The following is a 25,154-nucleotide window of genomic DNA, read 5'->3' as shown; positions in this document are numbered from 1 at the left end:
GACATGTGGCGAGGAGCTTGTCGGCGAAGCGAAGTGGCAGAGAGATATAGGCAAAGCGACAGTGGCGTGGTTAGAAGTGGCACGGCTAGCAGCAGCAGGGCTAGTGGCACGGCGTTGAAGGTGAAGCAAATTTAGGTGGAAGTGCGATGTAGCAAATCTATCCAAGGTGGCCGGGCAGGAGAAGTTGGTCCTGCTCGCCCACTTTTTTTGTTTTGGCTGAGGTGAAGGGAGCTGGGAGTTACACTGTACCGCCGAAATTTAAAGCAGCAACCCTCCGCCGATGTGGCTCGATAGACAAGTAGCTTATCCAGGTGTCTACATAAGCCGAAATTCGGTGGAATGGGAGTAGGTAGCTTATCTTGTGTTGTCCACGAGGCATCACCGCTAACTTTTGATTGGTTTTTTGATAAAGTATACTATATAATCAAGTTATAGATTTATAAGTATAATGTAACTGTCCGCGCATCGGGTAGGAACCGGCAGAAGGGGTGTATGGTGATGAGAGAGACAATGCCGCTTTACAAGTTTATTGTGGAAGACATTAAAGCGAAGATCGGCAGCGGTCAACTGAAGGACGGCGATTCGATACCGACGCAGATCGAGCTGGCCAAGTTGTACGAGACGAGCGAGATTACGTCGCGCCGCGCGCTCAGCGAGCTGGTGAATGAAGGGCTCGTTGTCCGCATTCGTGGCAAAGGGACATTCATTCAGCTGCGCGACCTGCAACATGCCGACTCACCGGAAAGCGGCAAAATCGCGCTCGAACAGATTGTGCTGATCCATCCGTCCGCCTCGCCGCATCTGTTCAACCATCCGTTTTATGCCAATTTTATTAGCGGCATTCATGCGGCGTGCGAGGAACATGCCATTCGTTTTCAACTGCTGGATGTCAGCGAAAGCGATGGAATCGAGTCGAATCCGCTGGTCGGAGCCATCGTGCTGCCAGGTGCACCCGGTGCGCAGAATATTCTCATCGCCCAACTAAAGGCATGGAAAGAAGCCGATCTGCGCATGGTGCTGGCTCACTTTTATTTCCCGCAGCTTCAAATTCCGTATGTCATCGTCGATAATCTGACGGGCGGATATCTGGCCACGGAGCATCTGATCTCCCTTGGGCATAAGCGGATCGGCATCATTGTCACGGGACACTCGCTAATGGACATCAACCAAGAATTCTCCCTTCGTCTGCAAGGCTACAAGCTGGCGCTCTCCCAGCACGGAATCGCATTCGATGAGTCTCTTGTATCGGTGATGGAGGCCAACGAAGAGCTGGAAGAGATGGGTTACGAAGGGGCCAAACAGCTGCTGGCACTGGAAAATAAGCCATCGGCTATCTTCGCAACGAGCGATTACAAGGCCTTCGGCGCGATTCGAGCGGGCAAAGAGCTTGGGCTGCGCATTCCGGGTGAGCTCAGCATTGTCGGCTATGACGATGTTATCCAAAGCCGCTACACGTCGCCGGCACTCACAACTGTCAATCAGAATACGGAGCGTATGGGCAAGCGTGCAGTGGAACTGCTGCTGAAGCCATGGAGCGAGAAGGCGATTGAAGAGTCGTTTGTAAAAGAAGAGATCGTACCGAAGCTGCTGGTTCGCAGCAGTACCACGCATTACTCCGCAAATCAATAAAAGTATACCTATATACAATGTAAAACAAATATTGAAACGAAATAACTTACATTGTATACTTAATTCGAAAGCGGCGCTGGGCTGCCACCTATTTAGGAGACCAGCGCTGCCTCTACTCTCCTACCTCAAGTCACCTCACTGATCACCAGCATCATCAACCAACCGACAGCAAATCAGACTCCTGCATCTCATCAAACAAACACCGTACCCCAAAGGAATCAATCAAGCGGAAAACCATAGGCTGCTTGATGTTTTTGGCATGCCATGCTTTTGTAAGCGCTTATATGTACGCAACTGCCAGGTGCTAGAATCCCCAATTAACAGATCAAGAGGAGGCTGCTTGAATGAAAATCGAGCATGTACGCGTCTTTATTGTGAATGGTGAGAAAGCTCATGCCCAGCAAGTGAGGCAGGGGAGCGTCAATACGGAGGGTTCTTGGTTGTCGGAAACGGTAATCGCGAATCCGATGTCCAATTACCCGGAATATTTCGATCGCAGGTCCAGCTGGCTTGGCATGGGAGGCCGCGTGATCGTGCAGATCATCGCCGATAATGGACTCGAGGGGTATGGCGAGAGCACGGGGGGCATGGCGACGGCGTCGATCGTTAACGAGCATATCAGCCGCATCTTGCTGGGGAAGGATCCGTTTCAAATCGAGAAGCTGTGGGACATGATGTTCAAAATCACGCTTCCTTACGGTCGCAAAGGCATTCCGATCATGGCCGTTTCCGCGGTAGATTTGGCGTTGTGGGATCTCATTGCGAAGGCCAGGCAAGAGCCGCTTTATGTCAGCTTAGGCGGCGCGACGAAGGATAAAGTGCAGGCTTATGTCACCGGCAACGAATCGACGAAGATCAAAGACCGCGGCTTCATGGGCCAGAAGCTCGCGATGCCATACGGACCGTCCTCGGGCTGGGAAGGCATGAAGCGCAATGTGGCGCTGGTTGCGGAAACAAGGGATATTTTGGGACCGGATATGGAAATTATGCTCGACTGTTATATGGCATGGAACGTGGAGTATACAATTCGGATGGCGGAGCTGGTCGCGCCATACCGCGTCAAGTGGATCGAAGAGACGCTGCCGCCGGACGATATTGACGGTTACGCGGAGCTCAACCGCAAGGTCATCACTTCCGCGATCGCGACAGGCGAGCATGAATATACGCGATACGGCTATCAACAGCTTATCCAGGCCCGCGGAGCACAAATTCTGCAGCCGGACATTTGCTGGGTCGGCGGGGTATCGGAAGCGCGCAAAATTTGCACGATGGCTTCCGCATGCAATCTCGAAGTGATTCCGCATGCAGGCGGGCTGCAGCCTTGGGCGCTGCACCTGATTTTCTCGCAGGTGAACATTCCTTATGCCGAATTTGCTTATTATCAGGGTGCGGATAAAACCAATTATGATGTCGTGTTTGAAGGCGTCCAGCTGCCGCAAGACGGTTGGTTTACGCTGCCGGAATGCATTGGAACCGGACTTTCGCTGCGCGAAGGGGCACTTGAAGTGCTGGATGAGCTGACTAGATAGGAGGCAACTCAGATGAGCGTCTTTACAATCAAATGCTTGCGAACCGCGACGCACAGCGCGCCGAAGCCGGTTTTTCTATTCATGGAAGGGTTCGGGGAGCAAGTGCATGTGAATTGCTATTTTTGGCTGATCCAAGGTGCCGGGCAGAACATCCTGGTTGATACAGGGATGGGCGGAACGCATCAACGCAGCTACGGCGGTGAGTATGGCGAAGAGTTTCATAGACTCGATCAGAACAGTCATGCCGGGTTCCCGGTCGCCGAAGGCGAAGATACGGTGTCATTACTCGCTGCGAATGGATTACAGCCGCAGGATATTCATGCAGTCATTCTAACGCATCTGCATTATGATCATATCGCCAACATTCCGCTCTTCGTCAACGCCAAGATTTACGTGAATCGCAGAGGCTGGGATTTCGCGGTCGAACGCGGCGTACCGATCTTCGATACGTTCCCGCACGCACTCCTTCGTTACATGGACAAGGAAATGAAAGAGCAGCTTACACTCGTACCGGACGAGGCCGAAATTGTCCCGGGTATTCGGGTTATCCATGTAGGCGGACATACTCGCTGCTCGCAAGCGGTATTGATACAGATGGAGGACGGCATAGCCGCCATTACCGGTGATGTCGCTTTTCTGTACGAGAATTTGGAGCGAGAGCATCCGATCGGATTCGGGTTCAGCGCCGAGGAAAGTGTGTATGCGATTCGCCGGTTGAAGCGGGAAGCGGATATTCTGCTGCCTGGTCATGATGCGGCGATCTTGGATCGTTATCCGGATGGATGGGTAAGGGGGAATCGTGCTTGAGCGGGAAGTTGCAGGGGCAAGTTGCCATTGTAACCGGAGGAAGCCGTGGGATTGGCAGGGGGATCTGTGGCGAGCTCGCCAGCGCGGGAGCCACTGTAATCGTGAACTATACCAGTCGCGAAGAAGCTGCACTTGAGGTAGTTGCCGAGATCAAGCAGCGCGGCGGGCAAGCAGAAGCAATTGGCGCGGACATTGGGGTGAAGGCCGAAATCGATCGCATGGTCAGCGAAGTGAAATCGCGCTATGGCCGCATTGATATTCTTGTGAACAACGCAGGCATTTGTCCATTTCGCGATTTCTTCGCTATCGAGGAAGAGACGTGGAACCGGACGATCGCCGTCAATTTGGCAGGCGCTTTCTTCTGTTCGCAGGCAGCCGGAGCTGTCATGCGTGAGCAAGGGAGCGGGGCTATCGTTCATATCAGCACCGTAACGACGATGAGGGGCGGACCCGAGCAAGTTCACTATGCGGCGAGCAAAGGCGGCATGAACGCGCTGACCTCGTCCATGGCTAATGCACTTGGCAAATATGGCATCCGAGTCAATGCAATCTTATGCGGCGGCGTGGCGACTGACATTAATCTCGAGCAGCGCAAGCAAGCGGGAGCTCAGGTCGATGAATGGGCGTCGCACTTACCGGCCGGACGCGGGGGAAGGCCAAGCGATCTCGGTAAGGCGATTGTCTATCTGACATCGCCGGATGCGGAATGGGTAACCGGTGCTTTGCTCGCTGTCGACGGGGGCGCACTGATCATGTAATTGGGGAAAGAGGAGATAGCCATGAAAGCAGTGATGTGGACAGGACCGGAGCAAATGTCATTCATAGATTTGGCATTACCGGAGCCGAAGGAACAGGAAGTGGTCATCAAAGTCAGCCATGCCGGTATCTGCGGCTCTGACCTGGAAGGGTATCTCGGTCATAACAGCCTGCGGCATCCGCCGCTGCTGATGGGCCATGAGTTCGCCGGTGATATTATCGGCGCTGCCGCGAGCTTAGCGGTTGGTGATCGAGTAGTTGTGAATCCGCTGATTCACTGCGGCACATGCCCGCGCTGCGTTCGCGCGCAATATAACCTCTGTGATCGCAGGCAAATTATCGGCATCCACCGGCCCGGTGCTTATGCGGAGCAAATTACGGTACCTGCTGGACAAGTGGTACGCATTCAAGATGCGCTCTCCTATCGCCGAGCAGCGCTCACCGAGCCGTTAGCATGCTCCTTGCGCGCAACCAGGCGTGCGATGGCGACCGTTCCATTCGGCAATGTGGCCATCATTGGAGCAGGCGCGATCGGGTTGCTCTGCGCATTTACGGCACGTTTGCTTGGAGCGGGCAAGGTGTTCGTGCTTGATAATAATCCGCTAAGATTGGAGCTTGTCTCCCAAATGGGCTTCGATGGCGCGGTAGACAGCACAAGCGATGCATCACTTGCTGCTATGAAACAGGCGACGAATGGCAAAGGCATTGACATCGTCATTGATGCGGCAGGGTTCAGCGTGACGCGAAGTCTCGCCAAAACAATCGTCAATACCGGTGGTACGATTATGAACATCGGGCTTGGCAGCGCAGAATCACCGCTTCCGATCAACGATATGATTCGCTGCGAGACGAATGTACTTGGCTCGTTCTGCTATACGCCGCAAGATTTCGCCGATGCACTGGAGCTGCTGACCGACGGGAAAGTGACCGAGGAAGGCTGGACAACAGAAAAACCGCTGGAGGAAGGCCCGAGAAGCTTCCAGCGGCTTGTGAAAGGCGAAATTCAATACGGCAAAATCATTCTCGCCGTCTAGGCGAATCGCATTTAACAACGTTTAGCAGTGTGCTAGCTGTCCTTCATCTTGGTCAGAAACGCGGAAATCGCGTAATGAGCTGCCCCGCGCACAGCGGACTTGTCACCTTGCTCCGCATAGAGCAGGCGGAATTGTTCCCGGTGATAAGCGAGTGCGCGACTGCCGACCGTAGCGGCGACGGCTTCGCGAATCCACGGTTCCGCACGCCGCATCCGGTTGCCGATAATCACAACATTCGGATTGAATACATTCACGATGTTTGCAATCCCCGTTCCGATCCATTCCCCAATCCGGTGAAACAGGGCGATGACTTTCTCATCGCCTTGTTCGGCTGCGCCGATTAGGGCATCCAAATCCGTATACCCCAGCGGCTCCGCCTGTTCAAGCAATGCGTTCTCGGAGGCATACAGCTCCCAACAGCCGCGATTGCCGCAGCGGCATGGCGTACCATCCGCCATCACGGACAGATGACCAAGCTCTCCGGAGAAGCCGGCCGCCCCTTTGTACAGCTCCTTGTTCAGGATAATCCCCGTTCCGATTCCGATCCCGATGCTGACATAAATTTGATTGGCAATGCCGCGTCCGGCGCCGTATTTCTGCTCGCCTTGCGCCCCGGCATTCGCTTCGTTGTCGATGGTAGCCGGCACGCAGAAGCGTTCCTCAATCATGGCCCGAAGCGGAACCTGCGGCCAAGATAAGTTTGGCGCGAACAAGATCGTGCCCTCGCCATTGACGATACCCGGCACGCCTATCCCAATGCCAACCAGACCATAAGGGCTCGCAGGCATGGATGTCCTCAGCTCATCGATGCAATCCATCAGCTTCGGAAGCACGATATCGATCTCATGATTATCAATCGGCAGCTCACGTTCCAATACGACGGCGCCTTCCAGATCCGTTAAGATGCCGCGTATATAATTAACCCCAAGATCGATGCCGATTGCGTAGCCTGCACGGGCATGGAACAAGAGGAGAAACGGCTTGCGTCCCCCGCTCGATTCACCCGGGCCGATGTCGAGCACGAGATGGCGGTCGATTAAATCCTGCACAAGACTCGAGACCGTCGCCTTGTTCAGTCCGGTCCGCTCCGATATTTGAGCACGTGAAAGAGGCGCGTGACGAAGCACCGCCTCCAGCACGATTGCTGTATTCATTTTTTTGACTAAGGTCAAATCTCCGGTCTTCTTAATGGCCATAACGTCCCCCGAATCCGCCTCGCGGATGATTTGGGTACGATTTTACCACGCGGAAGGTGAAGTTGCACTTTATTTATTCCTCGTCGTCGTATACCTCAACGATCCATACGTTCGACTCCGCAGTGCCGCTGACCGTATGTCCGCCTTCTGTAAACGTAAAGCTGGCGTGCGCTTGATTCTCTAATCTGTGACCGGGCGGCTCCAGTTTTACTCTAGCCTTGAACGACACCGTCGCGAATGTGCCGGCAGGGATGGTACCAATCGGTATACCCGGGAAGCCCGGAGTCGCATCAGGCAGCCGTTCGCCGTTGACCGATACACTGCCCGGAATAAAGGCGGCTTCCATCGGAAGCGGATCCCTCAGTACAACATTATGTGCAGCATATGAAGTCGGATTCCGAACGACCAAGGAATAGGTGATGCGGTCGCCGACAACGACAGATATGGCGCTTGATGTTTTCTCAATGAGCAGGCCGACAACCGTAACGTTCGCACGCGCTTCGAACGGAGCCGTTTCATTCGAGCTGATGACAGCCGTATTGACGACTTGCGAACCAATCTGCGCATCCTGAGGGAGGATGAACCACAGTGATCCTCGTTGATTCGCCCCCGGCGTCAGTTCATCCAAGTGGAAATCATACCGCGCAGCCGCATCAACCAAATGAATGTTATGCAAGGTGACATTACCGCTATTGACGAAGAACAATCCCATTCTTAGCCTGCCGCCGGGAACACCGATGACCGGCAGTTTCTTCGTCAATTCAAGCCGTGGATCCGGAAGAACGAGCACCGAGCTGTCCGCAACGGCAGGCGGTGTCTCGCTTGTCGTTACCGTTACCACGTTGGTGATAATGGTGTTAGCCAGAGTGCCGAGTGGTACGACGTAGTCGGAATGAAGCGTGAACGAATCGCCGATATCCAAAGAGTTGATCGTTTCGTCAACAGCAACAAGCGGGTCGTGCAGCACGAGATTTGTCAAGATCGTGTTGGACGTATTCGTTACGGTCGTTTCGAACGCAATCGTTCCTCCCGGAAGTACCTCGGTTTGTGCGGACGTCTTCCGAACATCAATCGAGTAGACCGGCAGAATATCCAGATTCGTCATCGCCTCTTGCGGGGTGGTCTGATCAGAGACGGCCACAACGGTATTGAATATGCTGGTTCCGGCAGGTAATCCGAAAGGCACTTGAAACGGGATGTTCAAGACAAACGTATGCTGAGGTTCCAGCAGTGAAATGACTTCGTTCAGATTCAGCAAGTTATCCGTTAACCGAATGCCTGTTAAGGCCACATTGCCCGTATTGGTGACCGTGATCAAATAAGTGACGAAATCCCCAGGGATCGCGGTTCTTGAGCTTTCACGCTTCTCCAGACTTAAGGAAGGAGCAGCAGTCACGGTTACGGCGGCTGCGGCGGAAGCAGGCAGCGTTTGATCGGAAGTGACGGTTGCGACATTGTTAATCACTGTGCCGGCAGGCGTTTGAGGTGGAATCGTGTAATCGATCGTAATTGTTCGAGTCACACCCGGAGGAATAACCGGCGCATCTATGAGCAAACCAAGCAGCTCATCCGTGATCTCCACATTCGTTAAAATAACCGCTGAGGTATTAATGATTTCAATGGTGAATGTAACGGTTTCGCCCGGAGCGGCAGAAGCCGGGGTGACCGTCTTCGTTATTGAAATGTTTGCCGGTGTATCTACGCTGATCGATGCAGACGCAGTTACAGGCGTCGGAATCTGATCCGAGGTTACTGAGGCCGTATTCGTAATGATCGTACCGGCAGGAACAGCCGGAACTACGAATGGCACAACGAATGGCACGCTTTGACCGATTGCAAGTGACGGAATCACGTCCGCAAAGCCAAGCGTCGGGTCGGTAACCGTAACATTCGTCAGCGGCACGTTGCCGGTATTCGTGACCGTAATGGTGTAGTTCACAATGTCGCCTGGCAGGGAAGTCGACTGGCTGGCCGTCTTCGTCAACGTGACCGCAGCAATTCCATTCACAGTGACGGTTGCAGTGGCTGTCTGAGTTTCACCGAGCGCATCGACGAAGACGGTATTGACAATTACCGTGCCTCCGGGTGTGCCAAGCGGAACTGTATATGGCACGCTCAGTGTATAGGAGCTCTGCGGCGGGAGTTCGGCCACTGTCTCGCTGATCCCAAGGACAGGGTCCGTAATTTGAATATTTGTGACGAGCGCGGTGGAGTCGTTAAACACAATAATCGTATAAAAGACCGTATCGCCCGGATCCGCAGTCAAGGTGCTCACAAGCTTCTGCACTTTAATATCGCCGGCAGGAATCGGCAGTATTTCGACGCTGGCACTTGCCGTACGATCACCGGTCTGCATGCTGCTCGCTGTAGCTGTGTTCGCAATGATAGAGCCGGGAACAGCATCAACGGGAATGGTGTACGGAATCATATACGTTTGAACAGCGTTAGCATCAAGCTCCGTAATCACCGTTTGCAGACCAAGAATCGGATCCGTTACCAACACATTGAAGAGGGAGGCATTTCCTGTATTTTCGACCTTAATCGTGTACGTGATGGTTTGGCCCGGCAGCGCTGTCGCGAAATTGACCGATTTCGTAATCGTCATATCGAAAACATTCTCGGTGGTGACGGAAGCCGATGCTGAGACAGGCGGCGTCTGGTCGGAAGAGACTGTTACGGTATTCACATAGACAGTTCCCCCGAATGAATCGAGCGGTATCGTGAAATCGGCATTGATAGTCCGGGACTCGCCCGGTGCAAGGCTGTCGAACGTATAGTTTAGATTGAAAAATTCATCGACAAGCAATACGTTCGTTAACACAACCACGGATGTATTTGTCAGCGTAATCGTGAAGGTTACCGTTTCACCCGGAAGAGCGGAAGGTTCGCTTACGGACTTAGTCAACGATAGGGTCGGTGGGGTTCCAACGGTTACAAAGGCATCGGCGAACACCGGAGTCGGCGTCTCGGTTGAGGTTGCGTTCGCGATATTATGAATGATCGTTCCCGGCGGCAAGGCCGGAATAACCGAAGGGACGTTGAACACGGCCTGCCCGCCTATCGCGATTAGCGGAATGATCGTATCCACGCCAAGGAGCGGATCTTGGACGCGCACCTGTGTCAAGCTGGTGTTACCGGTATTGGTTACCGTGAAGGTATAGGTGAGTGGAGTACCGGCCGGTCCGCTGGTCGGTGCAACGGTTTTGGTTAAACTAAGCGATGGCACGGCCGTGATAATAACCATCGTCGTTGCCGTGGTTGGCTCCGTTTGGTCAGAGTCGGCTGTCGCGGTGTTCGTCAGAATGGTTCCTGCTGGTGTTCCGGCGGGAACGGTGTATTCAATGTCATACATGATCGTGGCGCCGGCAGGGAGGGTGGCGATCGTTTCCGTAAAAGACAGCAGATCGTCCGTAATGGTGACATTCGTCAAATTGGCATTGGAAGTATTCGTGACCGTAATGGTGTAGTTAATTATTTGACCGGGTACGGCCGTACTCGCATCCGCTGTCTTAGCCAGCGACAATCCGTATACTGCTGCGACGACGACTTCTGCCATTGCCGAAATCGCCGGTGTTTGATCGGTTATTACCGATGCGGTGTTGATGATTTTCGTCCCTGCGGGCGTTCCGAGCGGAACCGAAAAAGAGGCGTTAGCGACATATTGCCCGCCTACCGGGAGAATAGGCACCGTAACGGAGAAGGACAATACCGGGTCGGTAATAAAGACATCGGTTAGCGGGATGTTGCCCGTATTGGTTACCGTAATGTCGTAGAAGATGGTTTCGCCCGGCGCTACAAGCGTCACACTTGGTGTTTTGGTAATCGTGATGCTTGGGGCTGCGAGGATGGTAACGTCTGTACTCGCTGTTTGCGTGCCAAGTGAGGATACGAGAGTCGCGGTATTGTGAATAATTGTGCCAGCGGGCGTTCCGGCGGGAACGGTATACATGCCATGAAAGACGACGGAAGTTTGCGGATCGAGCTTCGCGATCGTTTGATTGACATGAAGCAGCGGATCGGTCAGCACAAGGTTGAACAGCGTCGTGGCTTTGGATTCATTGCTGACGGTAAGGGTGTAGATAATGGTTTGTCCGGGGATCGCGGTGGCGCTATCTGCTGACTTGGTCAAGATGACAGACGGCGTTTCCGTGATCAGGACGGTTGCCGAATCGGTTAAGGGCTGAGGCAAATTGCTTGCGGTTAGCGTTGCGGTATTGACGAAATTACTGCCAATTGGCGTATTCGCAGGAATGACGAAGGGAACAGAAGCCAGCTCACCGCTGGTCGCTGATGGAAACGACAAGTCCAGACCAAGCACGGGATCGACCAGATGCACATTTAAGAGCGTGGCACCATTCTGAACCACAAGTGTAAACGTGTAAGTAACGGTATCTCCGGGTTCTGCAGTGGTAGGTTGAACGGTCTTGATCAGCTCCGCTACAATCGGGCCGACAATATTAATGGTGACAGCCGCGGATTGCAAAGGCGTTTGATTGCTCTTCGCCGTGACGATATTCTGATAGCTGCTGTTAGGCGGGCCGGATTTGATGGAGGAATTAATCGTGAATTGTACGGACTGTCCGGCTGGCAGCACCATGACCGTTTGGTTAAAGTTTAGTTCAGGGTCGTCGACGACAATATTCGTTAACGTCCCGGCACCTGTGTTCGTGACCGTGATGACGTACGTCAGCGGTGTTCCCGGAGGGCCGCTTACGGAACTTCCGCCATTGACGGTCTTCGTCAGCTGCAGCCTCGGTGTACAGAAGACTTCCGGCAAACAGCCCGTAAAAGGGACGTGATGCTCTTCAATGGAACCGGTCGTATTGGTAAGCGATCCGACCGCAATCGTACCGTCGATGTTCCCGAAGCCGGATGCGCTCCAAGCTGCGAATGGGGCAAGCACGGAACCTTTGATCGACAGATTGAGGTTGAATGCAGTTGTCGCTTGAAAGAAATTCCATAGAATGACGGCCCCGTTCGCTGGGGTGGATTGACCGCCGTTGATGAAAATCGCATAGCTGCCGAATCCGACATTGGTCCCGGAAATATTCACAAGCACAGTGGAGCCGGGCGGTGTGATAATGTTAATGCCGTTTGCGGTGGCAAGCGAAACACCGGAGCCCGCAACGTTATTGCCATTGATGTTGAATATATTAAGGGTAGGGCTGTTGCCGCTTAATACGATTTGGCCGAAGTTAACAAAGGCGGTTCCGGTTGGACCAAGTGAGCCCCACGAGCTTGAGGCACAGGTCAAATATTGCTCTGCTGCCGCAAAATCGACCGGCGTGGCGCGGAAAGGCTGACCGGCAACGCCGTTATTGTTCGTCATCGTGTAATTAATAATGGTTCCGGTAGGGCTTATGACGCTGTTCCCGCTGAAATTGGTGCCGCCGATGATGTTCATATTGCCGCCAACGATCAAGTCGGCACGCGTAGTTGATGTGGGGAGTGCATTGCCAATTCCGTAGCTGTTGTAGGTTGCATTGCCACCAACGGCCACACGTCCGCCGGAATCAACGAAAGATTGCGTGTGGTTCCCCAGCACGAAAACGTTAAAATCATTCGCTACGCCTAAATTACCGCAGGCCATCCAAACTCGCCTCCTGTGTGTTGAAAGAAAAACTATGTACAATGTATGCGAGCAAGCCGGGATGTATGCCTGTATTTGGATGGGGGATGTTATAAAAAAAACATACTTTGTTTAGTAGACAAACTAAGTTTAATGATGCTAGAATAGCTGTAAGAGCGTTTTCAAAACATCCATTCTAGGAGGAATTATTCATGGCTTATTTTCAAAATATCGGTAAAATCGCTTACGAAGGCAAAGGCTCGGACAATCCGCTAGCATTCAAACATTACAATCCTAAAGAAGTTGTACTCGGCAAAACAATGGAAGAGCATCTGCGCTTTGCAGTAGCATACTGGCATACATTCACTGGTGCCGGCTCCGATCCGTTCGGCGTAGGCACTGCGGTTCGCGGCTGGGATTCCGCTAATGAGATGGATCAAGCGAAAGCCCGCGTTGAAGCGAATTTCGAATTCCTGAACAAAATCGGCATTCCTTACTTCTGTTTCCATGACCGCGACATTGCTCCGGAAGGCGCAACACTGGCTGAAACGAACAAGAACCTGGATATTATCGTGGACTTGATGGAAGAGAACATGAAAGCTACCGGCGCGAAATTGCTCTGGAACACAGCGAATATGTTCACGAACCCGCGTTTCGTACATGGTGCAGCTACTACGTCCAATGCGGATGTATTCGCTTATGCCGGTGCACAATTGAAGAAGAGCCTTGAAGTGGGCAAACGTCTCGGCGCAGAGAACTATGTATTCTGGGGCGGCCGAGAAGGCTACGAAACGCTTCTGAACACAGATATGGCGCTTGAGCTCGACAACCTGGCTCGCTTGCTTCACATGGCTGTTGCATACTCCAAAGAAATCGGATTCGGCGCTCAGTTCTTGATCGAGCCTAAGCCGAAAGAGCCGACTAAACATCAATACGACTTTGACGCGGCAACGACAATTGCTTTCCTGCAGAAATATGATCTCAAAGAATACTTCAAGCTCAACCTTGAAGCGAACCATGCTACGCTTGCCGGCCATACATTCGAGCACGAAATCCGCGTTGCTGCCATCAATGGCATGCTTGGCTCGCTGGATGCGAACCAAGGTGACCTGCTTCTTGGCTGGGATACAGATGAATTCCCGACAGACCTGTACTCGACAACACTTACTTTGTATGAAGTGCTTAGAGCAGGCGGAATTGGCAAAGGCGGCGTAAACTTCGATGCGAAAGTTCGCCGTGGCTCATTCGAAGACGAGGATCTGTTCCTTGCACACATCGCTGGTATGGATACGTATGCTTGGGGTCTGAAGGCAGCTGCGAAGCTGATCGACGAGAAAATCATCGACAACATCGTAGACAACCGTTACCGCAGCTTCAAAGACGGCATCGGTGCCGAGATCGTTGCAGGCCGCGCTACGCTGCAATCCCTTGAGCAATACGCGATGCAAAACAACACGATCAAGAACGAGTCCGGCCGTCTTGAGCGGATCAAATTGGTACTGAACGAAGTTATCTACAGCGTTTAATTCGAGGAGGCCAGTCAAGCATGTCCTATGTTATCGGAATTGACCTGGGTACAAGCGCGGTCAAAGCGCTTCTCCTTGATCGGAGCGGAACTGTAGCTGCTGAAGCTTCCCGTGATTATCCGCTGTATCATGAACACTCCGGCTGGAGCGAGCAGACGCCGGATGACTGGGTGGAAGGAACAATCGGCGCGCTTCGCGAGCTAGTGGAGCAATCCGGCGTACCGGCTGATGCGATTGAAGGCATCAGCTTCTCCGGTCAAATGCATGGCTTGGTGCTGCTGAATGCGGCTGGAGATCCGGTTCGCAAAGCCATTCTATGGAACGATACGCGCACGACGGCGGAATGCCGTGAGATCGAAGCACTAGTGGGCCAAGAGCTGCTGCTTACGGTAACCCGTAATCCAGCGCTTGAAGGCTTCACGCTGCCGAAGATTCTATGGGTGCGTAAGCACGAACCGGAAGTCTTCTCGCAGGCGGTTTCGTTCTTGCTGCCGAAGGATTATGTTCGCTATCGCCTTACAGGCGCGCTGCATATGGACTACTCGGATGCAGCAGGCACGTTGCTGCTTGATGTAGCGAATAAATGCTGGAGCAGCGAAGTGCTCGAAGCTGTCGGTCTTCCGGCTTCCTTCGCGCCGCCGCTTGTGGAATCTCATGCTTTGACTGGCACATTGCTGCCTGATCAAGCAGCAGCTTCCGGACTATCCGAGAGCACAAAGGTGTTCGCGGGCGGTGCGGATAATGCTTGCGGAGCCATTGGCTCCGGCATTCTGCAAGAGGGATTGACGATGTGCAGCATCGGCACCTCCGGCGTTATTCTTTCGTTCGAGCAGGGCAGCGGCAATGATTTCCGCGGTAAAGTGCATTTCTTCAACCATGGTAAAGAGAATGCGTTCTACGCGATGGGCGTTACGCTCGCGGCAGGCTATAGTCTCAGCTGGTTTAAGAATACGTTTGCTAAGGGTGAATCGTTCGACGAGCTGCTTGCCGGTATCGGCGATGTGAAGCCGGGCGCTAACGGACTTCTGTTCACGCCTTATCTGGTTGGCGAGCGTACGCCGCATGCCGATTCGGTTATTCGCGGCAGCTTTATCGGGATCGATGGTTCGCATGAGCGGATTCATTTTGCCCGTGCTGTTATGGAAGGCATTACGTTCTCTCTGAATGAATCGGTGGATCTGTTCAGACAAGCCGGCAAAATAGTAGATACAATTATTTCCATTGGCGGCGGCGCTCAGAATCCGGTGTGGCTTCAGATGCAGGCTGATATATTCGGTGCCGATGTCGTATCCTTGGAGAATGAGCAAGGTCCGGGGCTTGGTGCGGCGATGCTTGCAGCATATGGCTGCGGATGGTTCGAAAGTTTGGAGGCGTGCGCAGAATTGTTCGTGAAACGCGCCGCGGTTTATCATCCAGACCCAGCTGCTGTCAGCGCATATGCAGGGCTGTTCCGCGTCTACCAGGACGTTTACGCGCAGACGAAAGCGTTGAACGCAGGCTTGCAGCCGTATCGCAATTAGATGAAGTTAATATAAAGCCGCTTCTTTCGAACGTCGAGAGAAGTGGCTTTTTTGTGTCTGTACGATAAATTTTTCTTTAAATATTTAACTTTCAGCAAAAATATGGTAGATTAGCAAAATAGACAAATGGCGCTAAAATGGAGGTTTTATTGACATTTCCAATTCACGCGAAATGTCGAATAATGTAATTATTAAAGTGACGAATTTCCAAGTATAATTGGAATATTGGGGCAGAGGCGGAGATCAACATGGAGAAGATGAATGGAAAGGTTAGATTTACGGTTGGTGCCAAGCTGATGATTTCCTTTATCAGCGTTCTGCTTTTGCTGCTTGTGAATGGGGTGTTGAACTCCCTCATGATGACCAAAATTAATGACAACACGAAGATGATCGCGGACAAATGGCTTGTAGGCGTTGAGACGATCAACAACATCAACTACATGGCGGATCATGTGCTGACCCTGCAGTACAAAATTCTTCTTGAAACCAATGCAAGCTTGAAGAAACAATATGTTTCCGATACGGATGCAACGATTAAGAAAGTAGATGATAGTCTCGCAGCGTATAAAGCAATTATGACAGCGGGGGATCAGACGGATCAAGAGCTGTTCACGAAGCTTGAGGAAGCATGGAAAGGGTATCAGGATGTTACGAAGAAGGTGTCAGCGAACAATAAGCAAGCGCTGAGCACGGCAGAAATTGTTGCGCTGATGAAGGATTCGGAGCACTCCTATGCGGCGATTCAAAGCAGCATTGATTATTTGGTCCGTAACAACCATACCGGCGCAGAAGAGGCGAAGGTGCAAAACATAACGATCAATTCGCAATCGCAGCGGACAAGTCAAATCGCACTGGTTGTCGGTACGATTCTGGTTATTTTCTTGACCTGGTATGTACGCAGAACGATATCGAAACCAATTAAGCAGGCGGCTGTCGTTGTGAATGAAGTCGCAAGCGGCAATTTGGTTACGGAAGTGCCGAAGATTCGCAATAAGGATGAGATCGGCGCTTTGTATAACTCGCTTTCCGGCATGATCGTGCAGTTGCGCGCTGCTATGCAGGGTGTACAAGAAGCTTCAGCAGGCATTGCTTCTTCTTCTCAGCAAATGCTGGCGATCTCGGAGCAGAACGCAGGGTCGTCGCAGCAAGCCGCGGAATCGGTTGCGGATATGGCTGCCGGAACGGAGATTACGCTGCAGCGTTTCGAGGAAGTAAGCAAGACGACGCAGGATCTTGGCGAAGGGATCAATCGTATTGCGGAGTCGACCTCGCTGGTCGCCAGCTTATCGGCAGATGCGAGTCGTCAGGCAGCGATTGGGCATGAAGCGGTATCGCAGGCGATGGTACGGATGTCGGCCATTCACGAAACCGTGCTGCAAGCAACCGAGCAGGTCAATCGACTGGAAATGCATACCCGCAACATCGGCGGCATTTCGAAGCTGATCGGTGAAGTGTCGAAGCACACGAACTTACTCGCACTGAATGCAGCGATAGAAGCAGCACGCGCCGGCGAGCACGGCCGCGGCTTTGCGGTAGTCGCCGACGAGGTTCGGAAGCTGGCGCTTCAAACTTCGGAAGCCATCGAAGAGATTGAGCAAGTGATTGAACATGTCACGAGCGACACGCTTACCGTCGTGGAAACGATGCGTTCGAGCTCCGTTGAAGTGGAAGCCGGTCTGCGCAGTGTGCGTGAAGCAGGTGCATCCTTCGCTGGCATTGCAGCAGCATCGGAGCGTGTATCAGGTCAAGTGCAAGAGGTGGCAGCAGCATCGGAGCAAATGGCAGCAGGCTCAGAACAGGTCATCAGCTCGATGCAGCGTTTGCAGGAGATTGCAAGGAACAGCTCCGAAACGGCGATGACTGTGGCAGCTACAGCAGAGGAACAGACCGCTTCCGCAGAGCAAATCGCCAACTCATCCCGTTCGCTGAGCGATATTGCGCTTGAGATGAACGCATTGACAGCGAAGTTTAAATTGTAACAAGCAGCAGAAGAACCGCCTCAGAAGTGTGCGATACGACTTGTGAGAGCGGTTCTTTGTTATGTGTTATGCAGGTAATCGTAGTCTACATCGACTCAGTCGCCCCAAATTTCACCGGGCTCTACGCCGAGCTCGGCCGCAATCAAATGGGCCGTTAGGCGCTGCGGCTTCTTGATTTTGCCGTTTCGGATATTGGAAATGGTCGTTAATGAGATTTGGGTGTTCTCGGCAAGCTGGGTGACAGAGAGCTTCTTCTCTACCATAAGCAAACGGAGCTTATAGGCCGGATCGATATCCGCATCACGCATGTCGCTCTTAAAGGATTGGGTTTGTTTACGGATGGCTTGTCCAAACTTGGATAGGTGAATGGCATTCATGGCAAGTGTAAGGATGGCATAACATTTAAAGCTGTCATCCGCATTGTAGAAGGGTTGAATGAGAGATGTTGTGAGGTACCTTTCTTCAAAAAGCCGTAGTGTGTACGTGATTTGACCCGACTGACGGCTTTCACGAAGTGAATTAAAGAAGCTGTGGACACGAGCCTGATCTTCTTCTACAACAAACTCTTTGTTTTGTTTCAGGGAAAGCTTGTACCTGTCATAGGGAATCGAGCTGCGATAGCTGCGAAGCGACGTCATTAATCCACCGCTCGTATAGATGACCGAAGACACAACATTCTGTTTCATCACCATTTCTTCAATCCATTTGTGCTCAGAGCGGTCAACAAGCTTAACGGTGTAATAGACGGCATTAATAATTTCGAGCTGCTGAACAAACACTTCAGCGAAAATATGTTTATCTGACTGCATAGTAAGATTGCATTCCGCGTATGCGCTGCTCTTCTGATTCGAGAAGGTAGCGCAAAGCCGGTCAATAAGCCCCCATAGCGTGCTGGCAGTATCAGGCTGTATCGTTGCAATATCTTGCCCGACCAGCTGCTCAGAGGAAAAGCCTGTTATAGTTGAGAAGGCATTATTAATCGTGTGTATTGTACGTACACCTTGATTCTCATGAATGATCATGATTGCATCTGTATAATACGTAAATAAATCATCCATTATTATGCCCCCCTGCTCCTGTTGTTCGTTTATTATAACATATAATTAATGGAAGGGAATGGATAAACATGCTTCATATCACAAATGGCGATCATGCTGCCGCGTTGTTAGCACGAACCGGGTTGTTCGAATCAGACCGTATTCTGCCTTGGAGAGAGAGCTGGATCGATGGCCCGGCGTCTCTGGAATGGTGGGGGTTAGCCGAGATAATTGAACGAGCCGTATGGTTTGAAACGGATTGTGGCGTACCGAGCGAGCATTACAGACGAGAGTGTGAGTCGCAGTTAGCCGTATTGACGAGCGCGGTACGTGAAGGCGAGGACATCGTGCTCTGGTTCGAATATGATTTGTTCGATCAAGCGATGCTTGCGGCTTTGCTTTATTGGCTGTGGCGTGCACCAGTACGGCTTGGACAAGCTCCGAAGCTTATCTGGGTTATCGCCGAAGAGGTTGCCGGCGTTACAGATTTCCGCGGCCTGGGTCAGCTGACACCGGAGCAGCTTAGCGGCTTATGGCGGGAACGCAAGCTGGTTTCCGGTGATGAGCTCGCTGCAGGTGCTCGTGCATGGGAAGCTTATGCTGCAGGTGGCAGGGAACCGATTAAGTCGTGGCTAATGAGCCAAGATGCTGCTATTCTGCCAGTGATGGCCGCAGCGCTGCAGTTCCAGCTTCAGCGGATTCCTTCCGAGGATGATGGTGAAGTAGGTATTGTGGAGCGATTAACGCTGGAGGTATTAGAGCAGAGGCAAGGGCCGCTCACGCCGGATAAGTTATTTGGTTCCGTTTCTACGGCAATTCCGATGCTCGGCATGGGTGATTTGTCTTATTGGGCCGTGCTCAATCGGATGGCGGCAGGTAATTTTCCGCTAATTATCATTGATGGAGACGAGCCGCTGCCGGGGTATGCTGCAGAACATCCGATCGAGTGGGGCAAGTGGCAGATTGTTCTTGCGGCGAACGGAATTGGCAAAGGGTAGGAATGACTTCTTGGGAAATGGGCATTCTAAACGGGAATGGACTATTTTGCCGGAGAAGGGTGTGCCTGAAAGATGCAGAATGATACTGCGTTATTTTTTCAATTCGGTGATAGCAATACCGCCGCGCTCGCGTGCAGCACGCTTCAAGAGCTAGGTTACGAACCTGTCATTCAGCAGGGTGGGGGCGTGCATATTCATTTGCATGGCAGCGATCTTACTTCCGCACTTGAAATTGCGCAAGCGCATGGCGGACAGCTTGCGGTTCAGTCCTCCATACCGGATATTGAGCTCACGAATGACGCTTATAATATGGAAAATATTACGATACCGGCGCATGTGGTCAACGAAGATTTGATCGCTCAAGAAGAATCGCAAGCCGGATTAACCAATTGGGACGACGACGCCCCCCAGCAGGATGATTTCTTCCCGGACGACGGTTCGTACGGGTACTTCTCCGGCGATGTACATACGTAAGGAATTGCTCGCATTGGATGCGAGCTCATTTTGACAGGCTGACCGGCTGCTGCTGGTTGGCTTTTTTTGCTGTACAGAGGTGACAAGAGTTCTCAGCTTCGGCCGATACGTAGGATGCGTGTTGCTCTATAGAAAAATAGCAGATGTCAAAATAACAACAGACACAAGTAAAGATATTCTATTAATGCGTTCTGCGAATCGCAGTACAATAGCTGTGAAAACTTGAAAGCGCTTCAATCAGCGAAAATACATACATGCTTTCACTTAAGGAGTTACAGAGATCATCAAAGGAGGCGTTGCAGAGAGGACAGGGAGTGTCCGGTAACGCATTATGCTTCAAAGATAGACAGTTAGATGTTGCAAACAAACGGGAGGTTATATGAGCATGTTCAGACGAATAAATGCCATTATTCTTACAGGCGCATTGCTGCTTGGTTTAATAGGATTCGGCGCACCACCTGCTAGCCGGGCTTACGCTGCTGATGATCCGGTTGTATCGGCAAATCCGACTACCCAAGAAGAGGTTATTAACGGATTCGAGAAAATCGCGGACTGGAAGTCTAATGACGGCGCTATGTCAGTTGCAGCAGATACAGGGAATAAGACGGAAGGCGCACAATCAGTCATTGTCACCTATCCGGTACCGAATCCGCTAGGCGACAATGCTTGGCGCGAAATTCTATGGAACACAAAAGAAGATCCACTCGACTTATCTATTGCAACGCAGCTAAAGGTAGATATTCGTCCCGTAGGTAGTCAAACAGCAGGTGATTACGAACCGCTCCGGTTCAAGCTGTATAACGAAACGGCGAATAAGGTTTTGTTTGAAGACGCATTGCCGAAGCAAACGGCGGATCAGTGGAATACATTTACGCTGGATTTAAGCAATATGACAGCGGCGGATAAGGCTTCAATCAGCCATATTGTCTTTTACATTTGGAACAAGGATTCTAATATTGGCGGCAGAACGACACTGCAATATGAGTTTGATAATTTAAGAGTAATAAAGCCTGTGGATTCGTTGATGGAGAATGTCATTAACGGATACGAGAACTTGAACGATTGGCAGGGCACAACGGCTACAGCAAATACAGTAACTAAAACTGAGGGAACACAAGCAGCCGATGTTATATTTTCCGTCCCGAGTCTGGATAATGGAAATGCGTGGGTCGAGTATCACTGGGATTTGAATGCAAATCCACTCGACTTATCTCCGGCTACGAAGCTGAAGTTCGACATTCGTCCCGTAGGTAGTCAAACGGCAGGTGATTTCGAGCCGCTCCGCTTCAAGCTGATGGATTCGGTAGGCAGTGTAATCTATGAAGAGCCACTCCCGGTTCAGACAGCGGAACAGTGGAATACGTTCACTTTAGATCTAAACAATATCCCAGCAGCGAATCGCTCTCATATTACGAACATCATCTTTTATATTTGGAATGGCGATACCTCTATTGCGGGCAGAAGCACGCTGCACTATCAGCTCGACAATATGAGAATTCTTACGAGTCAGGTTCAACGTGTATCGGCAACTCCGGATTCTTCGGCCGTAACGCCGGGCACAAAGGTTACCCTTACTACACCGTCTGTGGGAGCTAACATCTTCTACACTCTCGATGGATCTGATCCAAAGACTTCTACTACCTCCATTATGTATACTGGCCCCATTACGATCTCGGATGTCACCACAATTAAGGCCTATGCGGAGATTACGGATAAGCCGAAGAGTGCGGTTTCCGTTTTCGACTACACAATTGGAACCGGTGTGTCGGGAGAAGAGCTCTACGGGATAAAGTCGAATGTAGCGGATATCGGAAACGGGATGCTTGCAGGCATCCAACGCACGAGCAATTTCGGTGCAGATGGCTTTGTGAACGATTGGAGCGGGCAGGCTTCTTTCACTTTACCGTCTAATGCCAGTAAACAAGTAAAAATATCAGGCTGGGGCGGTGTTAACGATTCGTCAGCAAATGCGGTACTTGCCTACGATGATAATAATCTCTACATGCAAGTTAATGTGAAGGATGCCGATCAGTTTGATTTTTCAGGCGGCGATATTTGGATGGGCGATAGTGTTCAGGTTGCTTTCTCCAAGGATGGCGCAGTTTACGGACCGGAATACGGCTTCTCTTACGGCGGCGGAACGGCAAGCAAATTCAGCTGGAATAGCGGGAGCGCTAAACTTGGAGTAGATTCGATCAAGCTGAAAGTCAGCCGTGACAATACGAATAAGGTAACCGCCTATGATTTGGTTATTCCGTGGCTGGCCGCGTTGCCTGCAGCACCAGGGGATAAGGTTCCATTTACATTGCTGATTAATGATAATGATGGTTCCGGCAGAAGAGGCTACATCGAATGGACGCCGGGGATCGGTAACGGCAAGGATGCAACAAGTCTTGGTTCCTTGATGCTGCTGGATCAAGACCAAACCTGGAGCACTTGGATGCATGGGCCGCAGGATGTTCTTCAGAATACAACATATGACTATTCAATAGCTGTAGCTAACTTCGGCGAGGAAGCTGAGACATTCCAGATTTCCCTTCCGAATGTCGGCGGTTCAGAGCTCCAGGAAGTCACCGTACCAGCAGGGAAAGTGCTTAAGAAAGCAATTCCGGTATCGTTCCCTACTGTTGGGAATCAGCAATTCAAGGTAATCATCATTAATAAAGATACAGGCGAGTCCAAGGAAGAAACGATTGCCGTATCCGTAAAACGGAATGCAGATGCATTGTTAAGCTTGCTGAATGAATTGAGTGAGAAGCTGCCGGCGCTGGAGGGTCTGCTTGCGACAGCTAAGGCGCGGCGCATCCCGGTAGACTACGAAACGGTGAATTACACTGTAATCAAGAACTTTATTCAATACGGCAAAGACGACATTACGAACGGTCTCTTAACGCGGGCAGATTATGTCGTAAACGAGCTGGATCGCCTCTACAATGAAGCGATCACGAATGTGCAGGCTTACTTGAGCGGTAAGAAGACAGCGTTAAGCGTTCCGAGATACGTCTCTGCTCGTTCGAAGCTGAAAGGCTTCTCGTTTATAGGCCCAACAAAAACAGCCACATCGAATCAAGTCGACAACCGGCCGATTTTCTTCACGGGATACGGCCACTTCAATCAAGCGAAAGCCGATATCCCGCAGTTTAGCGACTATGGCACGAATATCATTCAGATGGAGCTAGGACCGGATGGTACGGTGCTGCCGCCTGCAACAGGAAGCAAAGACGAGTTCAGCATTTCCACAGAACTGATTAAGAACAGCGTTATTCCAACTCTTAAAAATGCAGAGAATCATAATATCGCGGTCAGCCTGCTCATCTCACCGCATTATTTCCCGCAGTGGGCGAAAGATAAGTGGCCGAATGTGGTGAATACCGACAATTCGGGCTTCCTGAAATTCAACGTTAATGCACCGGAAGCACGCAAAATTATCGAAGCCTATATCAAAGCTTTGATCCCATTGGTGAAGAATTCATCAGCGCTGCACAGTATCATCATAAGCAATGAGCCTAAGTATGATACGAGAACGGATACTTATGCAGTGGCGCCATGGCACCAATTCCTTAAGAAAAAATATAAGAAAATCGGAAGTTTAAATACTACTTATGGTTCGAATTTCAGTACATTTAACGATGTTGTAATGCCTGCATCCAGTAGTGCAACGCCGTATTACTATGATTGGACTGTTTTCAACAATGAGTACTTCTCATCGTGGCACGAATGGATGGCTGAGCTAGTGAAGAAGCTTGCGCCAAATGTGCCTGTCAGCGCCAAAATCATGGCTAACTTGACTGGTGCAACAACCTATGGCGTTGATCCGGAGGATTTTAGCGAATTCTCGGATATGAACGGTAATGACAATTGGAATTACCTTGGTAATGGCATTGGCGGCTTTATCCGCGAGAACCGGTTCTATGACTTGCAAGGTTCGTTTAGAAAAGCGCCAATCTTTAACTCGGAAACACATGTTATTGCGGACAGAGATACCGTTTATACACCAGAACAAGCTAAGCATGTCGAAACATCACTATGGCAATCCGCTGTACATGGCAAGAACGCTTCTACGATATGGGTATGGGAGAGATCCTATGATTCTAATAGTGATTTCTATGGCAGTGTTCTGCAGCGTCCGGATGTGGTACAAACGATAGGTAAAGTGAATTTGGATTTGAACCGACTGGCTTATCAAGTGACTGCTCTGCAAAACAGTGCACCGAAGGCAGCTATTCTCTACTCGCTTCCTTCCATGGTCTACTCGAATTCGTATTTGGATATGATGGATCGGGCTTATGAAGCACTGACATTTAGTGGTCAAAGAGTAGGCTTTGTTTCTGAAAAACAATCGCAAGATGGTGGATTAGATGATTACAAGCTGCTTATCGTTCCGCAAGCTACTAATGTATCGGAATCCACGCTGAAAGCTGTTAAAGCTTTCATTAAAGCAGGCGGGAAGGTCATTATGATCGGCAACAACTCAATGAGCGCTGATGAGAACAATAAGCCGCTGAATAGCTCAATCAGAAGCGCGGTTCTTGCAGGTTCGAAGGTACTCGCCAGCGACATCGACAACGCCGCTTTAAAACAATCAATCAGAGCGAGTTTAACTGATCTACGGTTATTGAATGTTGTGCTGAAGGATAAGGTAACAGGTGAAGTGATTGACGGTGTGGAGTGGCTGAGCACAAGTTTTGAAGGTAAATTGCTTATCAACATTGCTAACTATGACCCTACTACAGCCTCCAAGACGATTAAAATTGAAGTAAATGGTAAAGCAGTAGGTAACGCGCGTGAGTTGATTAATGGCAGCACCGTGGATACAAGTAATTTTACTATCGCACTTGAGAAGCCATACTTGCTCTCTGTAGATCTGGACAATCGCCCAAGCCACCATAACTGAGTGATTCAAACATTGGTGAAGTAGTGCTTAAATGAGAAAGCGATTCACTAGAAACATCCGAATGAGTGGTGATCGCTGGAGCATTCTTAGGATTTCATGATGAGAACAAGTCCACGATGATGTCGTGGACTTGTTCTCGTTCGGTGGGAAGTTAGTGTGCCGTGGATTTTAGTTGCGGAATATCGGGTTGGCGGGGATAGGGTGAT

At 51.1% G+C, this 25,154-nt stretch carries 14 protein-coding genes; 11 read left to right on the top strand and 3 right to left on the bottom strand.

What is annotated here, in order from left to right; all coding sequences use genetic code 11:
• The first annotated feature begins 498 nt into the window (after positions 1-498).
• The 5 genes from AC0YN4_RS17125 to AC0YN4_RS17105 all read left to right on the top strand — a co-directional run bounded on the left by AC0YN4_RS17125 (position 499) and on the right by AC0YN4_RS17105 (position 5,755).
• Entirely contained in the window at positions 499-1,629 is a 1,131-nt protein-coding gene (locus AC0YN4_RS17125; RefSeq protein WP_475836264.1) for a GntR family transcriptional regulator, read from the top strand.
• 344 nt (positions 1,630-1,973) lie between these two features.
• A complete protein-coding gene (locus AC0YN4_RS17120; protein ID WP_475836263.1) occupies positions 1,974-3,158 on the top strand; it encodes an enolase C-terminal domain-like protein in 1,185 nt (394 codons plus the stop codon).
• Positions 3,159-3,170: 12 nt separating this feature from the next.
• Positions 3,171-3,965 carry an N-acyl homoserine lactonase family protein gene (locus tag AC0YN4_RS17115; RefSeq protein ID WP_475782292.1) on the top strand — a complete coding sequence of 265 codons (795 nt, stop codon included), beginning with the start codon at positions 3,171-3,173 and terminating at the stop codon, positions 3,963-3,965.
• Positions 3,962-4,723: an SDR family NAD(P)-dependent oxidoreductase gene (locus AC0YN4_RS17110; protein ID WP_475782291.1), complete on the top strand. Its 762-nt coding sequence runs from the start codon at positions 3,962-3,964 to the stop codon at positions 4,721-4,723. The genes AC0YN4_RS17115 and AC0YN4_RS17110 overlap by 4 nt, the downstream gene beginning before the upstream one ends.
• Positions 4,724-4,744: 21 nt before the next feature.
• On the top strand, positions 4,745-5,755 hold the full coding sequence (locus AC0YN4_RS17105) for a zinc-dependent alcohol dehydrogenase (protein ID WP_475782290.1): 1,011 nt from the start codon (positions 4,745-4,747) through the stop codon (positions 5,753-5,755).
• 32 nt (positions 5,756-5,787) lie between these two features.
• Here AC0YN4_RS17105 and AC0YN4_RS17100 read toward each other — a convergent pair whose 3' ends face one another.
• Positions 5,788-6,951: an ROK family protein gene (locus AC0YN4_RS17100; protein WP_475782289.1), complete on the bottom strand. Its 1,164-nt coding sequence runs from the start codon at positions 6,949-6,951 to the stop codon at positions 5,788-5,790.
• A gap of 73 nt (positions 6,952-7,024) precedes the next feature.
• Positions 7,025-12,541, bottom strand: a complete 5,517-nt coding sequence (locus tag AC0YN4_RS17095) for a DUF7507 domain-containing protein (protein WP_475782288.1) — start codon at positions 12,539-12,541, stop codon at positions 7,025-7,027.
• 191 nt (positions 12,542-12,732) lie between these two features.
• Here AC0YN4_RS17095 and xylA point away from each other — a divergent pair, with 191 nt between their 5' ends.
• From xylA to AC0YN4_RS17080, 3 genes are all read left to right on the top strand, one after another.
• The gene (gene xylA / locus AC0YN4_RS17090; RefSeq protein ID WP_475836262.1) at positions 12,733-14,046 is read left to right on the top strand and encodes a xylose isomerase; all 1,314 of its coding nucleotides are present in this window, start codon (positions 12,733-12,735) and stop codon (positions 14,044-14,046) included.
• A gap of 20 nt (positions 14,047-14,066) precedes the next feature.
• Entirely contained in the window at positions 14,067-15,566 is a 1,500-nt protein-coding gene (gene xylB / locus AC0YN4_RS17085) for a xylulokinase (RefSeq protein WP_475836261.1), read from the top strand.
• A 248-nt stretch (positions 15,567-15,814) separates the two neighbouring features.
• A complete protein-coding gene (locus AC0YN4_RS17080; protein WP_475836260.1) occupies positions 15,815-17,545 on the top strand; it encodes a methyl-accepting chemotaxis protein in 1,731 nt (576 codons plus the stop codon).
• Between the two features lie 95 nt (positions 17,546-17,640).
• Here the strand turns inward: AC0YN4_RS17080 and AC0YN4_RS17075 are convergent, their stop codons facing one another.
• Complete coding sequence (locus tag AC0YN4_RS17075) at positions 17,641-18,603, bottom strand: helix-turn-helix domain-containing protein (RefSeq protein ID WP_475782284.1); 963 nt, start codon at positions 18,601-18,603, stop codon at positions 17,641-17,643.
• Between the two features lie 68 nt (positions 18,604-18,671).
• Between AC0YN4_RS17075 and AC0YN4_RS17070 the strand changes: the two genes are divergently transcribed.
• The 3 genes from AC0YN4_RS17070 to AC0YN4_RS17060 all read left to right on the top strand — a co-directional run bounded on the left by AC0YN4_RS17070 (position 18,672) and on the right by AC0YN4_RS17060 (position 24,948).
• Positions 18,672-19,580 (top strand): DUF1835 domain-containing protein, encoded by a 909-nt coding sequence (locus tag AC0YN4_RS17070; protein ID WP_475836259.1) that lies wholly within the window; start codon positions 18,672-18,674, stop codon positions 19,578-19,580.
• A 72-nt stretch (positions 19,581-19,652) separates the two neighbouring features.
• Complete coding sequence (locus AC0YN4_RS17065) at positions 19,653-20,054, top strand: hypothetical protein (RefSeq protein ID WP_475782282.1); 402 nt, start codon at positions 19,653-19,655, stop codon at positions 20,052-20,054.
• Positions 20,055-20,439: 385 nt separating this feature from the next.
• A complete protein-coding gene (locus AC0YN4_RS17060; RefSeq protein WP_475836258.1) occupies positions 20,440-24,948 on the top strand; it encodes a beta-galactosidase in 4,509 nt (1,502 codons plus the stop codon).
• Positions 24,949-25,154 lie beyond the last annotated feature (206 nt).

The organism is Paenibacillus sp. J22R3 (genome assembly GCF_056269305.1).
Note: the sequence above shows the minus strand (reverse complement) of the source record. Positions and strands in the feature narration are given on the sequence as shown.